The 20783-nt window shown below is 71.1% G+C and carries 19 protein-coding genes and 3 pseudogenes; 9 read left to right on the top strand and 13 right to left on the bottom strand.

Going from position 1 to position 20783, the window contains the following annotated elements:
- The first annotated feature begins 87 nt into the window (after positions 1-87).
- Complete coding sequence (locus tag AB0B29_RS19860) at positions 88-1431, top strand: MFS transporter (protein WP_362241282.1); 1344 nt, start codon at positions 88-90, stop codon at positions 1429-1431.
- A 50-nt stretch (positions 1432-1481) separates the two neighbouring features.
- Entirely contained in the window at positions 1482-1901 is a 420-nt protein-coding gene (locus AB0B29_RS19855; protein ID WP_362241280.1) for a hypothetical protein, read from the top strand.
- A 16-nt stretch (positions 1902-1917) separates the two neighbouring features.
- Here AB0B29_RS19855 and AB0B29_RS19850 read toward each other — a convergent pair whose 3' ends face one another.
- From AB0B29_RS19850 to AB0B29_RS19840, 3 genes and pseudogenes are all read right to left on the bottom strand, one after another.
- A complete protein-coding gene (locus AB0B29_RS19850; protein ID WP_362241277.1) occupies positions 1918-2529 on the bottom strand; it encodes a Uma2 family endonuclease in 612 nt (203 codons plus the stop codon).
- Positions 2530-2576: 47 nt separating this feature from the next.
- Positions 2577-3474: pseudogene (locus AB0B29_RS19845) on the bottom strand (helix-turn-helix domain-containing protein).
- 306 nt (positions 3475-3780) lie between these two features.
- A pseudogene (locus tag AB0B29_RS19840) lies at positions 3781-3963 on the bottom strand (ATP-binding protein); the annotation flags it as partial.
- Here AB0B29_RS19840 and AB0B29_RS19835 point away from each other — a divergent pair.
- Positions 3963-4145, top strand: a pseudogene (locus AB0B29_RS19835) (Scr1 family TA system antitoxin-like transcriptional regulator); the annotation flags it as partial. The pseudogenes AB0B29_RS19840 and AB0B29_RS19835 sit on opposite strands and share 1 nt — an antisense overlap.
- Entirely contained in the window at positions 4142-4354 is a 213-nt protein-coding gene (locus AB0B29_RS19830; RefSeq protein WP_362241275.1) for a DUF397 domain-containing protein, read from the top strand. The pseudogene AB0B29_RS19835 and the gene AB0B29_RS19830, both read left to right, overlap by 4 nt.
- Positions 4355-4392: 38 nt before the next feature.
- Here the strand turns inward: AB0B29_RS19830 and AB0B29_RS19825 are convergent, their stop codons facing one another.
- The 5 genes from AB0B29_RS19825 to AB0B29_RS19805 form a co-directional block, all read right to left on the bottom strand.
- Positions 4393-4833, bottom strand: coding sequence for a hypothetical protein (locus AB0B29_RS19825; RefSeq protein WP_362241273.1), 441 nt, complete (start codon positions 4831-4833; stop codon positions 4393-4395).
- Between the two features lie 13 nt (positions 4834-4846).
- Entirely contained in the window at positions 4847-5776 is a 930-nt protein-coding gene (locus AB0B29_RS19820) for a hypothetical protein (RefSeq protein ID WP_362241270.1), read from the bottom strand.
- An 85-nt stretch (positions 5777-5861) separates the two neighbouring features.
- Entirely contained in the window at positions 5862-6227 is a 366-nt protein-coding gene (locus tag AB0B29_RS19815; RefSeq protein ID WP_104779215.1) for a PH domain-containing protein, read from the bottom strand.
- Positions 6228-6390: 163 nt separating this feature from the next.
- A complete protein-coding gene (gene metG, locus AB0B29_RS19810; protein WP_362241267.1) occupies positions 6391-8106 on the bottom strand; it encodes a methionine--tRNA ligase in 1716 nt (571 codons plus the stop codon).
- A 146-nt stretch (positions 8107-8252) separates the two neighbouring features.
- Positions 8253-10031 carry a VWA domain-containing protein gene (locus AB0B29_RS19805; RefSeq protein ID WP_362241264.1) on the bottom strand — a complete coding sequence of 593 codons (1779 nt, stop codon included), beginning with the start codon at positions 10029-10031 and terminating at the stop codon, positions 8253-8255.
- 279 nt (positions 10032-10310) lie between these two features.
- Here AB0B29_RS19805 and AB0B29_RS19800 point away from each other — a divergent pair, with 279 nt between their 5' ends.
- Positions 10311-12413 (top strand): PhoX family protein, encoded by a 2103-nt coding sequence (locus AB0B29_RS19800; protein ID WP_362241261.1) that lies wholly within the window; start codon positions 10311-10313, stop codon positions 12411-12413.
- 15 nt (positions 12414-12428) lie between these two features.
- Here the strand turns inward: AB0B29_RS19800 and AB0B29_RS19795 are convergent, their stop codons facing one another.
- Complete coding sequence (locus AB0B29_RS19795; protein WP_362241258.1) at positions 12429-13388, bottom strand: LysR family transcriptional regulator; 960 nt, start codon at positions 13386-13388, stop codon at positions 12429-12431.
- Positions 13389-13560: 172 nt separating this feature from the next.
- Here AB0B29_RS19795 and snpA point away from each other — a divergent pair, with 172 nt between their 5' ends.
- Positions 13561-14235 carry a snapalysin gene (snpA, locus tag AB0B29_RS19790; RefSeq protein WP_362241255.1) on the top strand — a complete coding sequence of 225 codons (675 nt, stop codon included), beginning with the start codon at positions 13561-13563 and terminating at the stop codon, positions 14233-14235.
- Between the two features lie 67 nt (positions 14236-14302).
- Here the strand turns inward: snpA and AB0B29_RS19785 are convergent, their stop codons facing one another.
- Together AB0B29_RS19785 and AB0B29_RS19780 are read right to left on the bottom strand one after the other, a co-directional pair.
- Positions 14303-15304 (bottom strand): endonuclease/exonuclease/phosphatase family protein, encoded by a 1002-nt coding sequence (locus tag AB0B29_RS19785; protein ID WP_362241253.1) that lies wholly within the window; start codon positions 15302-15304, stop codon positions 14303-14305.
- Between the two features lie 43 nt (positions 15305-15347).
- Positions 15348-16157, bottom strand: coding sequence for an alpha/beta fold hydrolase (locus AB0B29_RS19780; RefSeq protein WP_362241250.1), 810 nt, complete (start codon positions 16155-16157; stop codon positions 15348-15350).
- 80 nt (positions 16158-16237) lie between these two features.
- On the opposite strand from AB0B29_RS19780, the gene AB0B29_RS19775 reads away from it, so the two are divergent.
- Complete coding sequence (locus tag AB0B29_RS19775; RefSeq protein WP_362241248.1) at positions 16238-17584, top strand: PLP-dependent aminotransferase family protein; 1347 nt, start codon at positions 16238-16240, stop codon at positions 17582-17584.
- Here AB0B29_RS19775 and AB0B29_RS19770 read toward each other — a convergent pair.
- On the bottom strand, positions 17481-18449 hold the full coding sequence (locus tag AB0B29_RS19770; protein WP_362241245.1) for a hypothetical protein: 969 nt from the start codon (positions 18447-18449) through the stop codon (positions 17481-17483). The genes AB0B29_RS19775 and AB0B29_RS19770 overlap by 104 nt on opposite strands.
- A gap of 150 nt (positions 18450-18599) precedes the next feature.
- Positions 18600-19040 (bottom strand): hypothetical protein, encoded by a 441-nt coding sequence (locus AB0B29_RS19765; protein ID WP_362241243.1) that lies wholly within the window; start codon positions 19038-19040, stop codon positions 18600-18602.
- A gap of 219 nt (positions 19041-19259) precedes the next feature.
- On the opposite strand from AB0B29_RS19765, the gene AB0B29_RS19760 reads away from it, so the two are divergent.
- Both AB0B29_RS19760 and AB0B29_RS19755 read left to right on the top strand, forming a co-directional pair.
- A complete protein-coding gene (locus tag AB0B29_RS19760) occupies positions 19260-20321 on the top strand; it encodes a hypothetical protein (protein ID WP_362241240.1) in 1062 nt (353 codons plus the stop codon).
- A 124-nt stretch (positions 20322-20445) separates the two neighbouring features.
- Positions 20446-20781 carry a hypothetical protein gene (locus AB0B29_RS19755; protein WP_362241237.1) on the top strand — a complete coding sequence of 112 codons (336 nt, stop codon included), beginning with the start codon at positions 20446-20448 and terminating at the stop codon, positions 20779-20781.
- Positions 20782-20783: the final 2 nt, after the last annotated feature.

Below are 20783 nucleotides of genomic sequence, written 5' to 3'. Positions count from 1 at the left end.
GACCCGGAACGCGAGCCTCCCTAAGGTCCCTTCGAACCGCGTACGTGATTGCTGTTCATGTACGTGTACGAGCAAGGGGAGACAACGATGTCAGACGCCGCGACGGCGATACCCGAGGCCGAGCAACGGGCGGTGGGCAGGTTCCTGCGCCGCATGCTGCCGATCCTGGTCCTGATGCTGCTGGTCAACCAGATGGACCGGACGAACGTGGGCTTCGTCCAGGACGAACTGCGGGCCGACGTGGGCGTCAGCGCCACGGCCTACGGACTCGGCGCGGGCCTGTTCTTCATCGGCTACGCGCTGTTCGAAGTGCCGAGCAACATGTGGCTGGAGCGGTTCGGCGCCCGGATCTGGCTGACCCGCATCATGATCACCTGGGGTCTGGTGATCGTGGCGATGTGCTTCATCCACAACGTGTGGATGTTCTACGGGCTGCGGTTCCTGCTCGGTGTCGCGGAGGCCGGCTTCTTCCCCGGTGTGCTGCTCTACTTCACCCAGTGGCTGCCGGACTCCAGCCGGGGCCGGGCCAGCGCGATCTTCCTGGGCGGCTCGGCGACGGCGTACATCGTGACCGGCCCGATCACCGGCGCGCTGCTGGAACTGCACGGCGCGGGCGGCATCGCGGGCTGGCGTTGGATGTTCGCCCTGGAAGGCGCCTTCTCCATCCTGGTCGGCTTCATCGCGGGGTTCTTCCTCGTCTCCCGGATCCAGGACGCGAAGTGGCTGACGCAGGAGGAGAAGGACGCGCTGAGCGAGGCGGTGGCGCGCGACAGGGAAGTGCGTGACCGTGCCCCGTCGGTGTCGCGCCGGAAGCTGATCCTCCACCCGCAGGTGGCCGTGCTGACCTCCGTCTTCTTCGCGATGGCACTCACCGGTTACGCGATCACGTTCTGGCTGCCGAGTCTGGTGGAGGAGATCGGCGGGCTGTCGCCCTTCCAGGTCGGGCTGCTGTCGGCGATCCCCTGGATCTGCGCGGTGATCGCGATGTACACGACGAGCCACTTCACCGACCGGGCGCCCGACCGCCGCCCCTACCTGGCGATCGCCTTGGTCCTGTCCGCCATCGGCACGTTCCTCGCCACACTCGGCTCCCCCTGGTTCGGCCTCGCCGCGCTCACCCTGGCGGCGGTGGGCGGCAAGTGCGCGGCCACCCTCTTCTGGCCGATGGCCCAGTCGGGCCTCGACCTGAAGATCGCGGCACCGGGTCTGGCCCTGGTCAACTCCATAGGAAACCTGGGCGGTTTCGTGTCGCCGACCTTGTTCGGCTACCTGAAGGACACGACGGGGAGCACGAACGGGGGCCTGTACACGCTGTCGGCGGCGTCGGTCCTGGCAGTGCTGGGGGTGGCGTTCGTACGGCACACGAACCGGGGCGAGCAGGTGGGCACCCGTGGGCGTGCGGGGGTTTCGGAGGAGGCTGCTGTGCGGTAGTCGCGACGGCTCGTGGTAATCGTGGTCGGCCGAACGAGAACGGGGGGCGTGTGGACGACCACGAGGACCGGATCCTGGCCGATGAGCTCGCCGCTCTGGCTGCCGCTGCCGGGGCATGGGGCGGCTTGACCCGCTTCGTGGCCAAGCTGATGAGGAAGAACGTCCAGGAGATCGACCTGGTCGTCGCCCTGCCGTTCGACGACGCCGTCGAGCACGTTGCCTCCGTGCTCGGGCGGGCAGGGCGCACGATCGGCCCCGCGCCGGAAGCCGGTGAGGATCAACGGGCGATCCGGGTCGTCGTCGGCGGTGGCGCGGGCGGCCTGAACCCGGTCGTCGTCACCGCCCGGGTGACCGGGGGCCGGGCGTCCGATTCGCAGGTCAGGATCCGTGCTGCCGCCAAGGAGGGCTTGATCAGGCAGCGTGCGGGCGAGCGGACCGCTACCCGCCTTGCGGCGTTGCTGACGACGTAGAACTCTCGTCAGAGGCTCAGCGCTGCTCGCCGGTGCCGTCTCCGTAACGCGGCAGGCCTTCGGTGGAGATCGTCCAGTCGGCGATGGTGACGTCCTCCCCGTAGACGAAGTCCTTGCGGGTGGCATAGCGCGGGCCGTCGGGGGTGGCGTGGATGTCGGTGAGGACCGTGCCGGTGCCGGTACGGGGGTCGAAGATCGCGTAGACGGGGACGCCCATGAGGGGGTAGTCGCGCATCTTGGTGACCCAGTCGTTGTCGGGGTTGGAGCGGGAGATGACCTCCACGGCGGCGACGAGCGACCGGGGATCGAAGGAACCCTCCCCCTCCATGTCCGCCTCGGCGATCACCATCACATCAGGCCGACGCATGATGCCTTCGGGCTCGTCCTCCACGTCGGGCTCACCCGTGTGGGCCACGATCTCGTCCGGCATCACCTTTTCCAGGCGCTTCCGGACGCGCAGCACGGTGAGTTCGTGCGGCTTCATGGGCGACATCATGTCGAGGACGATCCCTTCCTTGGTGACCTCGAACTTGCCGGGGAGGTTGTCGTCCGCCGACTGAACGAAATCCCGCATGACCCGGTACAGGTGGGAGGCGCCCTGCCGCGCGTTCTCCGGGGCGATGGTCATGGCGCTCGCTCCTCGTCGTCTGTGCCCAGGGGCAAGGATCGTCACGTTCATGCTAGGCGGCCCTCGGGCAGATCGGATCGGCAGTCGCGGCAGCGGCCCGGGGCCGGGGCGCGGAAGGCCCGGTCGCAGCCGGGGCAGTTCTGGAGGGGATGCCGGTTGGTGGGTGGCTGCTCGGGCGGGCGGTACGCCGGCAGTGGTGGCAGCTGGGACGTGAGGCGGTGGGCCAGGAGGGCGGCCGGACGGCGCAGGGGCTCCGGCGGCAGGTCGCTGGTGAGGGCGTGGCGTACGGCGGTGGGGGTCAGATCCCGTTCCAGCCAGGCGACGACACCGGGGGCGAGGTGTTCGGTGTCCGTGGCGGAGAGGAGCAGACGGGGGTCCGTGCGGCGCAGTCCGGCCAGGACATCGGTGGCTGCCTGGAGGAGGGTGGGGGAGAGGTACGCGGGCTTCGGTACGGCTGGGAGGACGCGGGGGCGTGGGGGTCTCTGCTGCGGGGCCGTTGCCGTTCGGCGGGCCGGGGGCTGGGGTGGTGCCGCTTCCTTGGTGGCGCGGTCGTGGCTGCCGCCGGGCTGATTGCAGGAGACGGTGCGGGTGACGATGCGGCCGGTCGATGTGCGTTCGCGGGTGCGGCTCAGGTAGCCGTGGGTCTCCAGCTCGCGCAGGGCGGCGGCGATCCGGGTCGGCCCCTCGGGGAAGCGGGCGGCCAGGGACTTGATGTCGATGCAGGCGCCGGTGGGCAGCGACTGGATGTGGCAGGCCAGTCCGATCGCCAGGAGCGACAGGTCGGGGTGCTGCGTGAGGTGGTTGCCGATCACCGTGAAGCGGGTGGTGTGGCGGGTGTTGTCGTGGATGACGCCGCCGGGGTGAGCGTGTTCGCCGGTGCGGGTGGTTTTTGCCGCTGTTCCGGGACTGGGCGTGGGGGCGCGCGCTAGGGTTTTGGGTGTCCATCGGGAAGGTGCTTCTTCCTTGGTGGTCAGGCCCTCGCACTGGGATTGCCGTCCCGGCGAGGGCCGTTGCATGTCTGGGGTTGTGTGGTGTCCGTGCCGCGTGGTGTTGCGCTGAGCGTAGGGCAGGCAACCGGTCCGGAATCCAGCTCAGTTGGTGATGTTTACTCGCGGGAGTGAGCGTGCGTGCCGTGGGTGGGAGGGGTGGGGCTTGGTGGGGTTTCTTTCCCTCTCGTGGTCCTTGGGGAAGACCGCCGAGGGCACCGGAACACACGCGGTCGGGTTCCGGTGCATGTGTTGTTTCCGCGGGTCAGGTGCATGGTAGGTCGAGTTCTGCCCATACCGTCTTGCGGGGGACCGGCCCGAGCCGCACGCCCCAGCGGTCGGCGAGAGCCTCGACGAGGAGGAGGCCACGTCCGGACTCGGCGTCGGGGATGGGTGGGCGGTGGCGGGGCAGGTCGTCGGCGCGGGTGTCCGTGACTTCGATGCGGAGAGCTGCTGAAGTTCACGGATGGCTCGGCCGTGGGCCGCTCCGATGGCGCGTTCAACGGTCGGCCGACCTCTGATCCCAAACACCTGCGCATCCTTGAACTGCGGTATGGCACCATCCGGGCTCAGGCGCTCTCACCACGGGAGTCGCTGGCCTTCATCGAGCAACTGCTGGGAGAGACATGATCCGCAAGTCCACTGCCCGGGACACTTCCGAGCTGGCGTGGTTCAAGAGCAGCTACAGCAGCGGCAACGACGGCAACTCCTGCGTGGAGCTGGCCGTCACCCCCGGCACCGTGCACGTCCGCGACTCCAAGGTCCTCGACGGCCCCCGTCTCTCGATCGCGCCCGGCGCCTGGGCCGACTTCGTGCCCTACGTCGTGGGACGCCGTTAACGCTTCACGACTTGGGTCAGGATCGCCTCTTGTGCCGCTCAGGGGGCGTTCGGCTGAGTGTGTTCGGGCTCTGGGGTGAACACTTCCTCCGGTCTGTCCACCGTGAGGGCGCGGTCCAAACAGCGAGTGAGAGTGGCCGGGTCCGGACACAGGTGGAGGGGGCGGAAGACCTCCTTGGGTACGTCGATGTCACGCATCTCCAGGAGCCGCAGGACTGCTGCGGCCCACGCCGCCGTGTATCCGGCGGTGTACCCCCTGACCCATTCCTCGTCCTCGTGTTCGTCATCGGGCCGCTTGTCCACCCTGGCCCGGATGCGGGCCATGTCCTGGAGCGAGATGGAGCCTTGTTGTCTCAGTGCCTCAAGCCCGGAACGGAGGTCTCCGGCTACTCGCTCCGGCGGAATCCCCAAGCTCATGGACGTCAGGGTGAACCGGAGCAATTCGTGCAGTTCCGGTGCGGTGTCCGGATCGTCGATCATGGTCGCCCCGTGTTCAGGTCTCGACCCGGTCCGCGGCGGGCCCCGCGTCCGCGGCGAAGAGCTCGTCGACGCTCTCCACGTGGGGCGTCCGGTCCAGCCAGCGGTTGAGGAGGTCGAGGTCGGTGCAGTCGGCGATGCGGTCCCGGGCTTCCTGGGGGACGGAGACGCCCCGTGCTTCGAGGAAGCGGAGGATGGCCTTGGCTTCACCCCGGGCTTCGCCCTTGGCCTCGCCCTTGGCCTTGCCCTCGAGGTAGGCCTTCTCCATCACCGTGCCCCGGCCGGGGAAGTAGTTGACGAACGTCACGATGTCCCTCCATTTGTCTCCGGCGGGGGTGTCCCCCAACGCCGAGTCGAGAAACTGAAAGAAGTAGCTGGCGGCGTTCCAGTCCATCCCTGCGAGGGCACGGCCCAGTGCGTCCAGTATGGCGTCGATGTGGGGGCTGTTGGCGTGAGCCAGAGCGGAGAACACGGCCATCGCGGGCTTTTCCGCCGCCGTCCTCGGGTCGGTGATCACCGGGAGGTTGTCCGGCCCGACGACCAAGGGGTACGTCATCTGGGCGATCCAGCCACGCGTGCCACAGGAGAAGGGGCCGGTCGCCCACTTGGTCGTCGCCCGGTCGCGGCAGACGACGAGCAGGAGAACCGGCAGGCCGTACTTCGCCTGGAGGTAGGAGACGTAGTAGGGCCAGCTCGATTCCTTCTTGGTGTCCCTTCTCTCCTGCGCCTCGACCGCGAGGAGGAAGTCCTCCCCGTCGGACGGGCCGATGCGCAGCACGGTGTCGATGTGGCGCGCCAGGGGTCTGGCTTCCGTCACGTCGGTGCCGATCGCGTAGACGGCCGCCTTCTCGGGGAACGCGATGCCCAGCACCCCGAAGACCGGGGAGAGGATCTCAGGCCGCTCCTGGAAGATCCGGTGCATGCCTTCATGGGCTGATGTGACCATGTGGGCTATGGAAGTGGGTGGGACGCCGTGATTCCGGCGAATGGAGGGCGTTCACTCATTCGAGCGCGGGAGGAACGTTCCCGGGCTACCTCGCCACGAACTGGGTCAGGATCGCCTGGACCTCGTAGATGTCGACGCCCTTGGTGAAGGTCTTCTCGATGGGCGTCGGGGTGCCGGAGATCCAGATCTTCAGCTCGGCGTCCAGGTCGAACGTGCCGGCCGTCTCCACCGAGAAATGGGTGATGCTGCGGTACGGGACCGAGTGGTACTCGACCTTCTTGCCGGTGATGCCCTGCTTGTCGATCAGGATCAGGCGGCGGTCCGTGAAGAGGATGGTGTCGCGGATCAGCAGGAACGCGGCGTGGACCTGCTCGCCGTGGCCGAGGAGGCGGGCGTAGTCCTGCTGGGCCGACTGCGGGTTCACGGTGTGGGCGTTGCCGAACAGTGCCATGGTGTCCCCCGTTTGGTTGACCGGACCGTTGTGTCGGCCGGATGCCTTGCTCAATCCTACGAACGGAGACCTTCGTAGGGCGATGAGCCTGGGGACGAGCCGACGGGGGAAACGCGTCCGCCCCCAGGAGGACTTTCCCCTAGGGGCGGGTGCGGGGCGCGAGTTACGCCGACTCGCCGCCGAAGCGCTCCTTGTACGACTCCAGGTCCTCGTCCGTGAGCTTGGCGAACAGCACCGGCGGGATGGCGAAGGGGGTGCCGGCCGGGACGGTGGTGAGGGAGCGGGCCTCGTCCGCCGTGACCCAGGTCGCCGTGTCGTTCTCCAGGGAGAACGCCTCACGCATCTTCTTCGCCGACGTCGGGATGAACGGCTCGGACACCACCGCGTACAGGTGGATGAGGTTCATCGCCGTACGCAGGGTCAGCGCGGCGCCCTCCGGGTTCGTCTTGATCTCCAGCCAGGGGGCCTTCTCCTCCAGGTAGGAGTTGCCCGCCGACCACAGGGCGCGCAGCGCGGCCGCCGCCTTGCGGAACTGGATGGCCTCCATCTGGGCCTCGTACTCCGCGAGCAGACGGGCGATCTCCTCGCCCAGCTTCGCCTCCGCCTCGCCGGGCTCGGCGCCCGCCGGGACCTCTTCGCCGAAGCGCTTCTTCGAGAAGGACAGGACGCGGTTGACGAAGTTGCCGAGCGTGTCGGCCAGATCCTTGTTCACCGTGGCGGTGAAGTGCTCCCAGGTGAAGGACGAGTCGTCCGACTCCGGGGCGTTCGCCATCATGAAGTAGCGCCAGTAGTCGGCCGGCAGGATGTCGAGGGCGTCGTGCGTGAAGACGCCCCGGCGCTGGGACGTGGAGAACTTGCCGCCGTAGTAGTTCAGCCAGTTGAAGGCCTTGATGACGTCGACCTTCTTCCACGGGGCGCGGGTGCCCAGCAGGGTCGCCGGGAACATCACGCTGTGGAAGGGGACGTTGTCCTTGCCCATGAACTGCGTGTAGTGGACGTCCGCATCGGACTCCCACCACCAGGAGCGCCAGTCGCGGTTCTCCGGGTCCTGGTCCGCCCACTCCTTCGTCGCACCGATGTACTCGATCGGGGCGTCGAACCAGACGTAGAAGACCTTGCCCTCCGCGGCGAGGTCCGGCCACGTGTCGGCCGGGACCGGGACACCCCAGTCCAGGTCGCGGGTGATCGCCCGGTCGTGCAGGCCCTCCGTGAGCCACTTGCGGGCGATGGAGGAGGCGAGGACGGGCCAGTTGTCCGCCCGCTCGTCGACCCAGGCCTCGACCTCGCCGGCCAGCACCGACTGCAGGAGGAACAGGTGCTTGGTCTCGCGGACCTCCAGGTCGCTGCTGCCGCTGATCGCCGAGCGGGCGTCGATCAGGTCCGTCGGGTCCAGGACGCGCGTGCAGTTCTCGCACTGGTCGCCGCGGGCCTTGTCGTAGCCGCAGTGCGGGCAGGTGCCGATGATGTACCGGTCGGGCAGGAAGCGGCCGTCGGCGTTCGAGTACACCTGGCGGATCGAACGCTCCTCGATGAAGCCGTTCGCCTTCAGCTCGCGGGCGATCTCCTGCGTGATCTCGTGGTTCTGCGGGGAGGAGCTCCGGCCGAAGTAGTCGAAGGCCAGACCGAAGCCGTCGTAGATCGCCTTCTGCTGGTGGTGCGCCTCGGTGCAGAACGCGTCCACCGGCACGCCCTGCTCCTTTGCGGCCAGCTCCGCGGGGGTGCCGTGCTCGTCCGTCGCGCAGATGTAGAGGACCTCGTGGCCCCGCTGGCGCAGGTAACGGGAGTAGACGTCCGCAGGGAGCATGGACCCCACCATGTTGCCCAGGTGCTTGATCCCGTTGATGTACGGAAGGGCGCTGGTGATGAGGTGTCGAGCCATCGCGGGCTGCTCCCAAGTCGCTACGCGGGGTGACGATCTCGTGGTCTCGGTCGTCTACGAACCTTGAAATCGTAGCTGACACGGGTACGCCGCCCGCCTCCCGTTTTACGGGGTGGGAAGCGGGCGGCGTCGTGAGCGGTGGACGGCTACGGGCGCCAGTTCGCCAGTACGCCCTCGTACAGCTCCTTGTCCGTGAGCTCGCGGGGGGTTTCGCCGGCGAGGAAGTGGGAGGTGTTGGGGGTCTTGAGCTTGCGCAGGTAGTCGAAGGCCTTGTTCTCCGGGTCTCCGAAGGCGACGAAGGAGAAGAACACGGCGGGGTGGGTCTTCGCGGCGTCGGTGAGGGCCTGGTTGGCGGGGGTCTTCGCGTCCGGGGCGCCGTCGGTCTGGAAGATCACCAGGGCGGGGGTGGTGGGGTCCGCCGACTTGTCGTGGTGGGCGAGGACCGCTTCCACCGCCGCGTGGTAGCTGGTGCGGCCCATGCGGCCGAAGCTCGCGTGCAGGTCGTCGATCTTGTTCTCGTGCTCGGTGAGGGTGATCTCGCCGGTGCCGTCGAGTTCGGTGGAGAAGAAGACGACCGGGACGGTGGCCTCGGGGTCGAGGTGGGCCGCGAGGGCGAGGGTCTGCTCGGCGAGGGCCTGGGCGGAGCCGTCCTTGTAGTACGGGCGCATGGAGGCGGAGCGGTCGAGGACGAGGTAGACCTTGGCGCGGGTGCCGGTGAGGTTGTTCTTTTCGAGGGTGGTGCTGGCGGCCTTGTAGGCGGTGGTGAGGCCGGGGGCGTGCTTCTTGAGGGTGGCCAGGGTGAGGGCGGGTTCGGCCTCGGCTTCGCCTTCGGCCGTGTTCTTCTTCCCACCCGCACCACCCGTGCGGCTTTCGTCGTCGGGTGCGGGTGGCCCCTGCGGGGCGGTGTCGCCGTCGGCGGCCGCGGGTTCGGGGGCCTTCTCGGACTTCGTCCCGTGATCGGACTTCGTTCCCTGATCGGCCTGGGCGGTCTGATCGGCCTCAGCGGTCTTGGCCGCGGGCGCGCCCTTCGTCTTCGCCGTGGCCTTGGCCGTGGTCTTCGGCTTGGTCTTCGGCTTCGTCTCGGCGGACGCCTTGTCGGTGGTCACCGCGTCGGACTCGGCCTCGGGGGTCTTCTCGGACTTCGTCCCGGTGTCGGCCTTGGCCTTCGGCGCGGCCTTCCGCGTGGCCTTGGGCTCGGCCTTCGCCTCCGCCTGCGCCGGTGCCTCGGGTTCGGCCGTCTTCTTCGCGACCTTCTTTGCCGCGGACTCGGACTGTGCCTCGTCCGCGGGGCTGTCCTCAGGCTTCTCCGGCGCCGTCGGCTTCTCGGTGACCGGCGTCTCCGCGGGAGCATCCTCCGCGGCTGCGGCCTTCTCCGCCACGGCCGGCTCCGCCGTCTCCGGCTCCTCGACAGCAGTCGGCTCTGCGGCAGCCGCCGGCTCATCAGCAGGAGCCTTACCTGCACCCGCCGATTCCCCTGCACCCGCCGATTCCCCGGCAGCCGCCGATTCCCCGGCAGCCGCCGATTCCCCGGCACCCGCCGATTCCCCGGCTGCCGGCGATTCCTCCGCACTCGCGCGGTCCGGCGTCGTGCCCTGCTCGTCCTCCGTCGAGCGTGTCGGCCTCGGGACCGTCACGTTGTCGAAGGCCGCCGAGACGAGGTCGTGTTCCCCGGAGTCCGACGCGCGGGGCTCGGGGACGCTCGCCGAAGGCGTGGGCTTCGGTTCCTTGGAGGGGGACGGGACCTTGGGGTCCGGGGCGGGGGGTGCCGGTGCGAGGGTGGCGTCGCGGCCGGTGTCCTCGCTGGTCAGGCCCTCGGTTCCGCCGGTCTCCCCGGCGGCCGCCGTACGCGCCGCATCCTCCGCCTCGGCGGTTTGTGACTTGCGGGATCGTCCGAACGCGTTCCGCAACCGAGTGAGAATGCCCATGTGCGCGCAACCCTTCGCGTGAGTTGAAGCCCGTCAATCCCTGGCCAGGACGGACACGTAAGGTTAGCGGCCCTCCTGCGTGATCTTGGGCAGGGTCTGTTGTGCCAGGTCCACTCTGTCAAGAGCGCATCCGGCCGGTGCAGGTGTCGCCGGGCTGAATCGCCGCAACCCCCGTACGGCAGCCGGGGGTTCATTCGTTGTTCACCAGGGCGCCCGGCTACCGCACGTATGTGCCCCTACGGTCACGCTGACACCAAGGGCATCCCAGGGGAGAGTAAAGTGCGCAAGCTGCTGCCGTTGATCGGAACTCCGTCCGGTTCGCACCCCGGCGGCCGGTCCGCCATGACCTGTCGTTTCCGATGTGGTGACGCCTGCTTCCACGAGGTGCCCAACACCAGCTCCAACGCGTACGTCGGTGACGTGATCGCCGGTGCGATCGGCCGCCGGTCGATGATGCGTGCCGCGGCCGTGGTGACCGTGGCCGCCGCGGGAGCGGGTGCCGCCGGTGTCGCACGGGCTCCGCAGGCCACCGCCGCCCCGGCCGCCGGCTCCCCGGCTGCGGCTGTCGCTGCCGCGTCCGACGCCGCCCGGCGCAAGGCCAAGGGCGCGCGCGGGCTGCGCTTCGCGCCCGTCGCGCCCAACACCGCCGACACGGTCACCGTGCCGGAGGGATACGGGCAGAACGTCGTCATCCGCTGGGGCGAGCCCATCCTGCGCGGCGCGCCCGCCTTCGACCCGGAGAAGCAGACCGCCGAGGCCCAGGCCGGGCAGTTCGGGTACAACTGCGACTTCCTCGCCCTGCTGCCGCTGCCCGGCGAGCGCGGCCGGCAGTTGCTGGTCGCCAACCACGAGTACACCGACGAGATCCTGATGTTCCGCGGGTACGACGCCACCAACCCGACCCGGGAGCAGGTCGAGGTCGCCTGGGCCGCGCACGGGCTGTCCGCCGTCGTCGTGGAGGAGGACCGCAGGACGGGCCGGCTCACCCCCGTCCCCCGGCACCGGCTGAACCGGCGTGTCACCGCCACCACCGCCTTCCGGCTCACCGGGCCCGTCGCCGGGTCCGAGCTCGTGAAGACCTCCGCCGACCGGACCGGCACCAAGGTGTTCGGCACCCTCAACAACTGCTCCGGCGGTGTCACCCCGTGGGGCACGACCCTGCACGGCGAGGAGAACTTCAACCAGTACTTCGCCAACAGCGGCCGGGCGACCGACAAGCGGTACGGCATCGGCACCGGGGCCAGCGAGCGGAAGTGGGAGAGGTTCGACCAGCGGTTCGACGTCGCCCGGGAGCCGAACGAGGTGCACCGGTTCGGATACGTGGTGGAGTTCGATCCGTACGATCCCGAGTCCACGCCCCGCAAGCACACCGCTCTCGGGCGGTTCAAGCACGAGGCCGCGACCGTGCGGCTCACACAGGACGGCCGTCCCGTCGTGTACTCCGGTGACGACGAGCGGTTCGACTACTTCTACAAGTTCGTCGGCAGCAAGCGGATGCGCCGCGGCTCCTCCCGGGCGGTCCGCGAGCACAACCTCTCCCTGCTCGACGAGGGCACGCTGTACGTCGCCAAGCTCACCGGTGACTCCCCGGCGATCGAGATCGACGGCACCGGCAAGCTGCCGGACGACGGTGAGTTCGACGGGAGCGGTGAGTGGATTCCGCTGGCCACGGCCACCGCGCAGGGCGCCGTCTCGCACGTGGCGGGGATGAGCGCCGAGGAGGTGTTCGTCTTCACGCGGCTCGCCGGAGACAAGGTGGGCGCCACCAAGATGGACCGGCCCGAGGACATCGAGCCCAACCCGGTGACCGGCAAGGTGTACGTCGCCCTGACCAACAACACCAACCGGGGTGTCGGCTCCAACGCCAGGGCGGACGAGGCCAACCCGCGCCACGCCAACAAGCACGGGCACGTGCTGGAGCTCACCGAGCGGTGGAACCGGCCCGAGAGCACCCGGTTCGCCTGGTCGCTGTTCCTCGTCGCCGGTGACCCGGACGACCCGGCGACCTACTTCGCCGGGTTCCCGAAGGACGCCGTCAGCCAGATCTCCTGCCCGGACAACGTGGCCTTCGACCCGCACGGCAACCTGTGGATCTCCACCGACGGTGCCCAGCTCGGCTCGCACGACGGCCTGTTCGGCGTGGCGACCCGGGGCGAGCGGCGCGGCGAGCTCAAGCAGTTCCTGACCGTGCCGAAGGGGGCCGAGACCTGCGGGCCGATCATCCAGGACCGGCGCGTCCTGGTCTCCGTGCAGCACCCGGGCGAGATCGACGGTGCGACCGTGGAGAAGCCGGCCAGCGCCTGGCCCGACGGTCCCGGCAGGTACGTCCGGCCGGCGGTCGTGGCCGTCTGGCGCGCCGACGGGCGTGACATCGGCGTCTGAGTCACGCGGCAGCCCTCACGGAAGGCACGGGCTCGGGGGTCTGACCTGGCCCCCGGATGCCGGCCGTTCCCGCTCCAGCCACTCCCGGTAGGCCGGTGCCTGCCGGGCCACCTCCCCGTAGGCCTCCTCCAGCGCGGGGTAGACGCCGTCCAGGTCGGTCTCCGTGCGGGCCGCGGCGAGCAGCCGTACGCCGAGCGGATCGCCCTTCAGGCGGCGTACCGCCATGTCGGGGCGGGGGGTGCGGGTGGGCTGGCAGACGGTGACGACCTCGCCGGTCGCGACCAGGGCGTCGGCCGTGTGGTAGTCGCCGTGCAGGACGTGCGGGCTGACGCGGGCGTCGCGGAACATCCGCTGGACGGCGTCCCATTCGCCGTCGACCGTGGGGTCGATCATCCAGCGGTCGCCGGCCAGGTCGGCCAGCTCGACCTCCTGCTTGGCCGCTGCCGGATGGTCGACGGGCAGGGACACGCACTGCGGTTCGCGTTCCACCAGGACGCGCAGCCGGAGCTCCGCGGGGATGCGCAGCGGGCAGCCCTCCACCTCGTGCACGAAGGCGACGTCGAGCTGGCCGTCGGCGACCATGCGGAGCAGGGCGTTGGGGGAGACGTTCATGTGGAGGCTGGGGTTTCGGCCGTGGGCGCGCAGTCGGCGCAGCCAGCCCGCGAGGGCCTTGCTCGCCGTCGAGCCGATGCGCAGCTCGGTGCCGCCGGACGCCGCCGCCCTCGCCTCGGTGACCAGCAGGTGCAGGTCGGCCATCAGCGGCCGGGCCCGGCTGAGGACCAGGCGGCCCAGCGGGGTGGGGCGGCAGCCGGTGTGGGAGCGCAGGAAGAGCGGTCCGCCCAGCTCCTGCTCGATCCGGCGCAGTTGGGTGCTCAACGACGGCTGGGCGACGCCCAGCTGCCGGGCGGCACGGTGCAGACTGCCGGTGTCGGCTATGGCGCACAGCGCGCGGAGGTGCCTCACCTCGAGCTCCATGCTCTGTGAGGCTAAAGCGGAACCGCGGCGTTAACCAGCCGCATAATCCATCGCTAAACCAGGTGAACTGGGCAGCCGATAGTGCCGTCCTATCCCTGGTTGCCATCATCACAGGCGCCGCACAGGCATCGAGACTCACCGGTGAGACTCAACCCCACCCAAGGAGTTCTCGATGCGAAAGTCCCTGTCTTCCCTGGCGGTTCTCGGTCTCGGCCTCACGATGGCCGGACTCGGAACGGCTTCCCCCGCCGCGGCGTCCCCGGTCGCGGAGCCCCACGCCGGGTTCGTCACCCAGTCGTCCGCCTCGGCGGCAGCCGACGCCGACGCGAGCAGAGCCTTCTTCCAGGCGGTCCTGAAGTCCGTCGCCGAGAAGCGCGCCGCGAACCCGAGTGCCACCGCGGCCGTCACCGTCGTCTACGACGCCTCCCGCGCGCCGACGTTCAGCGCCCAGATAGCGCGCAGCACCCAGATATGGAACAGCTCGGTGTCGAACGTGAAGCTCCAGTCGGGCTCCGCTTCGGCGGCCGACTTCAGCTACCGGGAGGGCAACGACTCCCGCGGCTCGTACGCCTCCACCGACGGTCACGGCAGCGGCTACATCTTCCTGGACTACCGGCAGAACCAGCAGTACGACTCCACCCGGGTCACCGCCCACGAGACGGGTCACGTCCTCGGTCTTCCCGACCACTACTCGGGCCCGTGCAGTGAGCTGATGTCCGGTGGCGGCCCCGGCACGTCCTGCACCAACGCCATCCCGAACTCGACCGAGCGGTCCCGCGTCAACCGGCTGTGGGCCAACGGCTTCGCGGCGGCGATGGACAAGGCCCTGGCGAAGTCGGCTCGTTAGGACCCCCATGCGAATACGGCCGCCCTGCCACGAGGGGCGGCCGTATTCGTGTGCGCCCGCGTTGCGGTCAGCGGTGCTCGTGGAGCGTGAGGTCCGTGACGACCCCCCGGTGGTCGGTGTCGGCCAGGTCCAGGGTGCGGGTGCGGCTCGCGCCGAAGTCCTCCGACACCAGGACGTGGTCGATCTGCGCGCCGAACGCCGGTGCCGTCCGGGCCGGCCAGGTGGCCGTGCGGTCGGCGCCGTCCAGGCGGGAGGCGTCGCGCAGGCCGGTGTCCAGGATGCGGCGGAAGGCGGCGTGGTCCTGGGAGGCGTTGAAGTCACCGGCCAGGACGAGAGGGGTGCCCGGGTCGGCACCGGCCGCCTCGCGCAGGGCGCCGAGCTCCCGGCGCCAGAGGTCCACCTGGCCGGGCAGCGGCGGCATGGGGTGGGCGAGCTGGAGTCGTACGGCGTGCCCGTCGACGTCGGCGACCGCCCCGGGCATGCCCATCGTGCCGGGCACGCCCGCGGTGGGCCGCAGCGGGAAGCGGCTGAGGATGACGGAACCCTCCGAGCCGCCGCCCTCCACGGCCCGGCGGTACGGGTAGTCCTGGGCGAGGTCCCGCTTCAGCAGCGCGTCGCACGCGTAGTCGCACTCCTCCACGAAGACCACGTCCGGTTCCTCCCGGCGGACGGCGGCGACGAGGGAGCCGGTGCCCTGGCCGAACTCGACGTTGGAGGTCAGCACGCGCAGGTCGGCGACCGGGCGGCCCGAGGGGTCGCCGACCTTGCCGTACGGCTCGATGTACCAGGCCAGCAGGCCGAGCAGGACCACGCCCCAGAGCGTGCCGAGCCACCGGCGGGACAGCAGCGTCAGCAGCAGTCCGACGCCGGTGGGGACGAGCAGCCAGGGGAGGAAGGCCAGGAGCTGCGGGACGGGGGTCGGGCCGTCGCTGTCGGCGGCCCGGAAACCGGCGACCACGCTCACCCCGGCGAACAGCAGGCCGGCGCACCAGGCGCCGAGCCGCCGCCCGGGCGGACGGTGCTCGCGCCCGTCGTCCCTGGCGGTCCACTCGGCAGCGGCGGTGTCCAAGGCCCGGCCTTCCGTTCGCGGGGTGGGATGCCCGAATCCTCCCTCAAAGACGGGGCGGGGCGGGGGAAGGTTGCCGGGCGTCGACCCGGGCCAGGAATTCCTCCAGCGCGTGGTCGAACACCTCCGGGCGTTCCAGGTTCGGCATGTGTGCCGCTCCCTCGACGATGTGCAGCCGGGAGTCCGGGAGGGCCGCGTGCATCGCCCGGGCGTCGGAGACCGGGGTGAAGGTGTCGTCGGCCCCCACGACGACCAGGGCCGGGACCGAGACGTGCGGCAGCAGGGCGGTGTAGTCGGGGCGCCGGGCCCGGGCGCGCAGGGCGGCGGCGGCGCCCTCGGGGGCGGTGGCCGTCATCATGGCGTGGACGTGTGCCTTGACCTCGGCGGAGGCGTACGGGGCGACCATCCGCTCCAGGACCTCGTCGGCGTAGCCGCGCATGCCCTCGGCGAGGAGGCGGTCCGCCATGGTGTCGCGGGTGCGCACGCCCTCGGGGGTCTCCGCCGACGGGAAGGTGTCCGCGAGGACCAGGCCGCGGACCCGCTCGGGGAACAGCCGGTAGCAGTCCATGACGATCTGCCCGCCCATCGACAGGCCCGCGAGCACGAACGACTCCACTTTCAGCTCGTCCAGCAGCGCCTCGATGTCCCGGGCGAAGCCGGAGAAGTCCGGGACGGCCGGGGTGGTCGGGGAGGCTCCGTAGCCGCGCAGGTCGGGGGCGATGACGCGGCGGGTACCCGGGAACCTGTCGAGCTGCGGGGCCCACATCGTGCGGTCGAAGGGGTGGCCGTGGACGAGGACGAGGGGCAGCCGATGCGTATCGGGGCCTTTGTCCTCGTATGCGAGGAAGGGTGCCATGACGTCGACCCTAGGGCGCCCCGACTACTCGGTGCAATAAGATCTTTGCTCTCGGTGCAATCCAAGGGGGAGACCGGCCGATGAGTGACTACCGGCGCATCGCCGACCGCATCGCCGACGACATCGCCACCGGACGGCTGCGGCCGGGCCAACGGCTGCCGCCGCAGCGGGCGTTCGCACGGCGGCGGGGCATCGCACCGTCGACGGCCGGGCGGGTGTACGGCGAACTCGTGCGCCGCGGGCTGGTCGTCGGGGAGGTCGGGCGCGGCACCTTCGTACGGGCCGCACCGGACGGGCCGGTGGGACAGGCGCTCATCGAACCCGCTCCGGCCGGCGCACCCGTCAACCTGGAGCTCAACTACCCCGTCGCGCCCGGCCAGGCGGAGCTGCTCGCCCCCGTGCTCGCGCCGCTGCTGCGTCCCGACGTGCTGGCCGAGGCGCTGTCACCGGCGGCCGCCACCGGCACCGCGGCAGCCAGGGAGGCCGCGGCCACGGTGCTCACCACCCCGGGCTGGCGCCCGGCCCCGGAGCGGCTGCTGTTCACCGGCAACGCCCGGCAGGCCATCGCCGCCGTGCTCGCCTCGCTGGTCCGGCCGGGCGGCCGGGTCGGGGTGGAGCAGCTGACGTATCCGCTGGTCAAGGAGATCGCGGCGCGGCTCGGCATCACCCTGGTGCCGCTGGCCGGGGACGCGGCCGGGCTGCTCCCGGAGGCCGTCGCCGCCGCGCACCGCTCGGCGCCGTTGTCCGCCCTCTACCTGCAGCCGACGCTGCACAACCCGACGTCCCGGACGACCGGCAGGCCGCGGCTGCTGCAACTCGCCCAGCTGCTCCACGACCTGAACCTGCCGGTCGTGGAGGACCGCATCTGGTCCTTCCTCCGGGAGCCCGGTGATCCGCTCGCCGTGCACGCCCCGGCCCTCACTCACGTCGTCGACGGGCTCTCCAAGCGGGTGGCTCCCGGGCTCACCGCCGGGTTCCTCGTGGTGCCGCCGCACCGGGTCGCCGCCGTGGCCGACGCCGTGCGCTCGGGTGGCTGGAGCGCGGGGCGGTTCGCGCTGGAGGCGGCCGCGCGGTGGGCCGGGGAGGGGACGGTGGCGCGGCTGGTGAGGGCCAAGCGGGCGGACGCGGCACGGCGGCAGCTGATCCTCGCCGAGGAGCTCGCGGGATTCGCCGTACGGTCCGATCCGGCCTCCTGTTTCGCCTGGTGGGAGCTGCCCGCCCCGTGGCGCGCCGACACCTTCACAGCCGCCGCCGCCGCGCACGGCATCGCCGTCACGCCCGGACCCGCCTTCGCCGTCGCCTCCGGGCACACGCCCGACGCCGTCAGGCTCGGGCTCGCGTCGGCTCCGGAACCGGATCTGCGCCGGGCGCTGCGGACCCTCGCGCATGTCGCCGCGCGGCGAGCCGGGGACCGTACCGGCCCGTGACCCAGGCGATGGCCGCCACCGCCAGCCCCAGCACGCACAGCAGCCAGGACACCGTGCGCAGGGTGGCCGTGAGGGCGTCGTAGACGGCCCCCGCGGCCGGGCGGTGCAGGGCGTCGGGCAGGTCGGCGAGGGTGAGGCGGCGGCCGATCGCGAGGGCGAGGACCAGCAGCGCGCCGCCCAGGGCCGTCCCCAGCCCGAGGGCGGTGACCGCGCGGCGGCGGCACACGGCGACGGCGATCCCGGCAACCGCGAGGACGGCGGCGGCGAGCGGCAGCCAGAAGGCGGCGGTGTCCAGCACGTGGTACCCCTTGCGCAGTCGGTCCGCGTCGTCCGCCGGGAGCACCGGGATCCGGGTGTGCGTGACCGGGATGCGGTGGGCGAACGGCACGTGTTCCTCAGCGAGTTGCTGTTTGAAGCGGGCGATGACGGGAGCGGGGTCGACGGTGACCGGGGCGCCGCCGGCGCCGTCGTCGCGCAGGGCGCGCAGCACCGCGTCGTGCACGGCCCGGTTCGCCGCGTCCCAGGCGGCGCGATACGCCTCGGTGCGGGTGAAGGAGCGCGCCGCGTCGTGCACGAAGGGTCCGACCGTCCCGCGCAGCGGTTTGTCGTCGACCTGGCGTCCGAGCTCCCGCAGGACACCGTCCCCGACGGCGTCCGCGACCGCGAGCCGCACGTCCGGGTCCACGGCGAGCGGTGCCATCGTCCGGACGTAGCGGCCGGTGTCGGTCAGCCCGTGGGCCGCCCAGGACGCGATCGCCCCGAGGGGCACGAGCAGGCACGCGAGGATCAGCAGAACGGCCGACAGGACGTTCCGCGGTCGTGGGGGCGCCTTCCCGGCCAGGGGCGCCCGGTCGCGCTCGGACACCCTTCCAGGCAAGCCGCCCCGGGCCGGGCCCGCGAGCGCTGCGACGCCGTCCGGCCGGCCGCCTGCAGTGGCGCAGCGCGCTCCACCTGCGGGAAAACGCTTCGGGGGAGCCCGTCGACGGGCTCCCCCGAACGAGTGTCCCGAACCTCCTCAGCCGATGCGGCGGCCTGCGGCGTCCTCGTGCGTGTAATAGCGGTAGAACACCATCGCGAAGACGGCCGCCCCGGTCACCAGCCCCAGCCCGCTGGAGCTGAGCACGGACGCACCGGACTGGCTGTACAGGAAACCGAACGCGGCGCCCGAGAAGACGAACCAGCACAACGCGTGCAGCTCGCGGGGCAGCAGCGGTGCCAGCGCGCACACGGCGGCGAACACCAGGGCGAACACGAGCGCCGTGACGAAGCCGAACAGCAGGTTCCAGCCCGTGATGGGCCCGGCGTCGCGCCGGACGGCCGCGGCCCAGTAGCCGTAGGTCAGCCCGAGCACCACGGGCAGGCCGACCTTCACCGCGAGGTGGACCCGCGGGCCGAAGACGTCGGGCCTGCGACGAGGCATGGTCATCGTGCGTGAGGCGGGTGCCGCATGAGCCATGACAGCTCTCCTCTCTGTCCCTGCCCCTGAAACCAGGGCACACCGACGCACAGCCCCTGGCAAGTCGGCGGAACGAAACCGGAACGGGGGCGCGGCCGGTGCGGCCCGTCGGGGCCGGGTCGGAAGCCCCCGAAGGCGGGGTTTGCGGGGCTGGGGCCCACCTTTGCAGCCGCAGCGGATACCGTGCTGACGTACGTGATCGACACAGGGGGTGGGGCGATGCCCGGAACCGTGCTGCTGCTGGCGGCCTCGCCGGTGGGCAAGGGGCGCCTCGTGGACGCCGCCTCCGTGCTCCCCGTCCTGGCCGCCGTGGCGCCCGCCGTGCTGTCCGGCACCGACACCGCCAACGTCGTCGAACTCGCCGACCCGCTGGAGCCGCAGGCCGTCCTCACCCGGCTGCGGGCCGCAGCCGCTGCCCCCGGCCCGCTCACCGTGTACGTCACCGGCCAGCTCCAGCTCGACCGCCGCCAGCACCTGCCGCACCTCGCGCTGGCCCGCACCACCCCCTCCACCGCCCGCTACACCGCCTTCCCCTGGCACTGGTTCCGGGAGGAACTGCGGCTCAGGCCCGTCGGCGCCACCACCCTCCTGCTCGACCTGCACGCCGACGCCGAGACCTGGGAACTGCTGCGGAGCACCCCACTCGACTCGGGGCGGGGCAACGCCGTCCACGGGCGTATCGCGCCGCCGCCGTCCAGACGCAGCGTCGCCCAGCCGGCGTACATGAAGGCCGTCGCGACGATCCTGCGCAGCGGGTTCCGGCCGCCGGTCGAGCAGTTGCACCAGCAGGCCCTGACCCGGATCGCGCCGGAGAGCGCGGGCACGGACCTGGTGCTGAGTACGCCCGGCCCCACGGGCGGGGATCCGCACGCCGCCATCACCGCCGCCGTCCAGTCCGGCCGGCACGCCGACGCCGACGCGCTCGCCGCCCGGCACGAACAGGCCGCCGTCACCGCGCACGGGCCCGCCTCCGAGGAGGCCCTGCACTGGGCCGAAGTACGGGCCGACCTCGCGATGTTCGCCGGGGACGCCGCCCGCAGCTGCCGTACCTGGCTGACGATCGCGAGTGTCCGCCTGAACGCCGGACATGCCCCGGACGCCCCCGCCGTCGAGGCCGCCGTGGACCGGGCGCACCACCAGTGGGGCCAGGTCCGCGACCCCGCCCCCGCCCGCGAACTGGGCGCCGCTCTCGCCGCGTTGCGCGGACGGGTGCCCGGGCGGCGCGAAGGGGCCCTGGACCATGTGCAGCGGCAGCTGAGGCAGTTGCAGACCCAGGGCTGAGCCGTGTGCGCCGTGTGACCCCGGCGTGAAAGGGGCGTGCGATCGCTTGCGCCGGTCACGTCACGGGTCTGCCGCCGGGGCCTGACCCGGTGTCATGATGTCGGGCATGACAGAGGGGGACGAAGTGGCTGTCTTAGGCGTGCGCGTCCGGCTGGGCGCCGGCGGGACCGTGGACGATGTCAGAGCTCTGAAGACGTGGCTGGAGCGGGAGGAGTCGCTCGCGGGGCTGCTCTCCGAAGAGAAGCTGAGCATCGAGGAGCAGACCAGCACCGACGGGACCAAGGGTCGGCTGGGGCCCGACCTCGAACTCGTCCTGAAGATCCTCGGTGACGTCGTCACGCTCGTGGCCCTCACCGAGTACACCACCCGCGCGGTGAAGACCTGGACGAACAACCGCCGAAGGCTCCAGGGCGGGGATCCCGAGCCACAGATCCGCACGCTGGACACCGACGGGGAGTAGGC

The sequence above is a fragment of the Streptomyces tibetensis genome (genome assembly GCF_040647715.1).
Taxonomy (GTDB): Bacteria; Actinomycetota; Actinomycetes; order Streptomycetales; family Streptomycetaceae; genus Streptomyces; species Streptomyces tibetensis_A.
The sequence above is the reverse complement of the archived record's forward strand: the minus strand, read 5'-3'. Positions and strand labels throughout refer to the sequence as shown.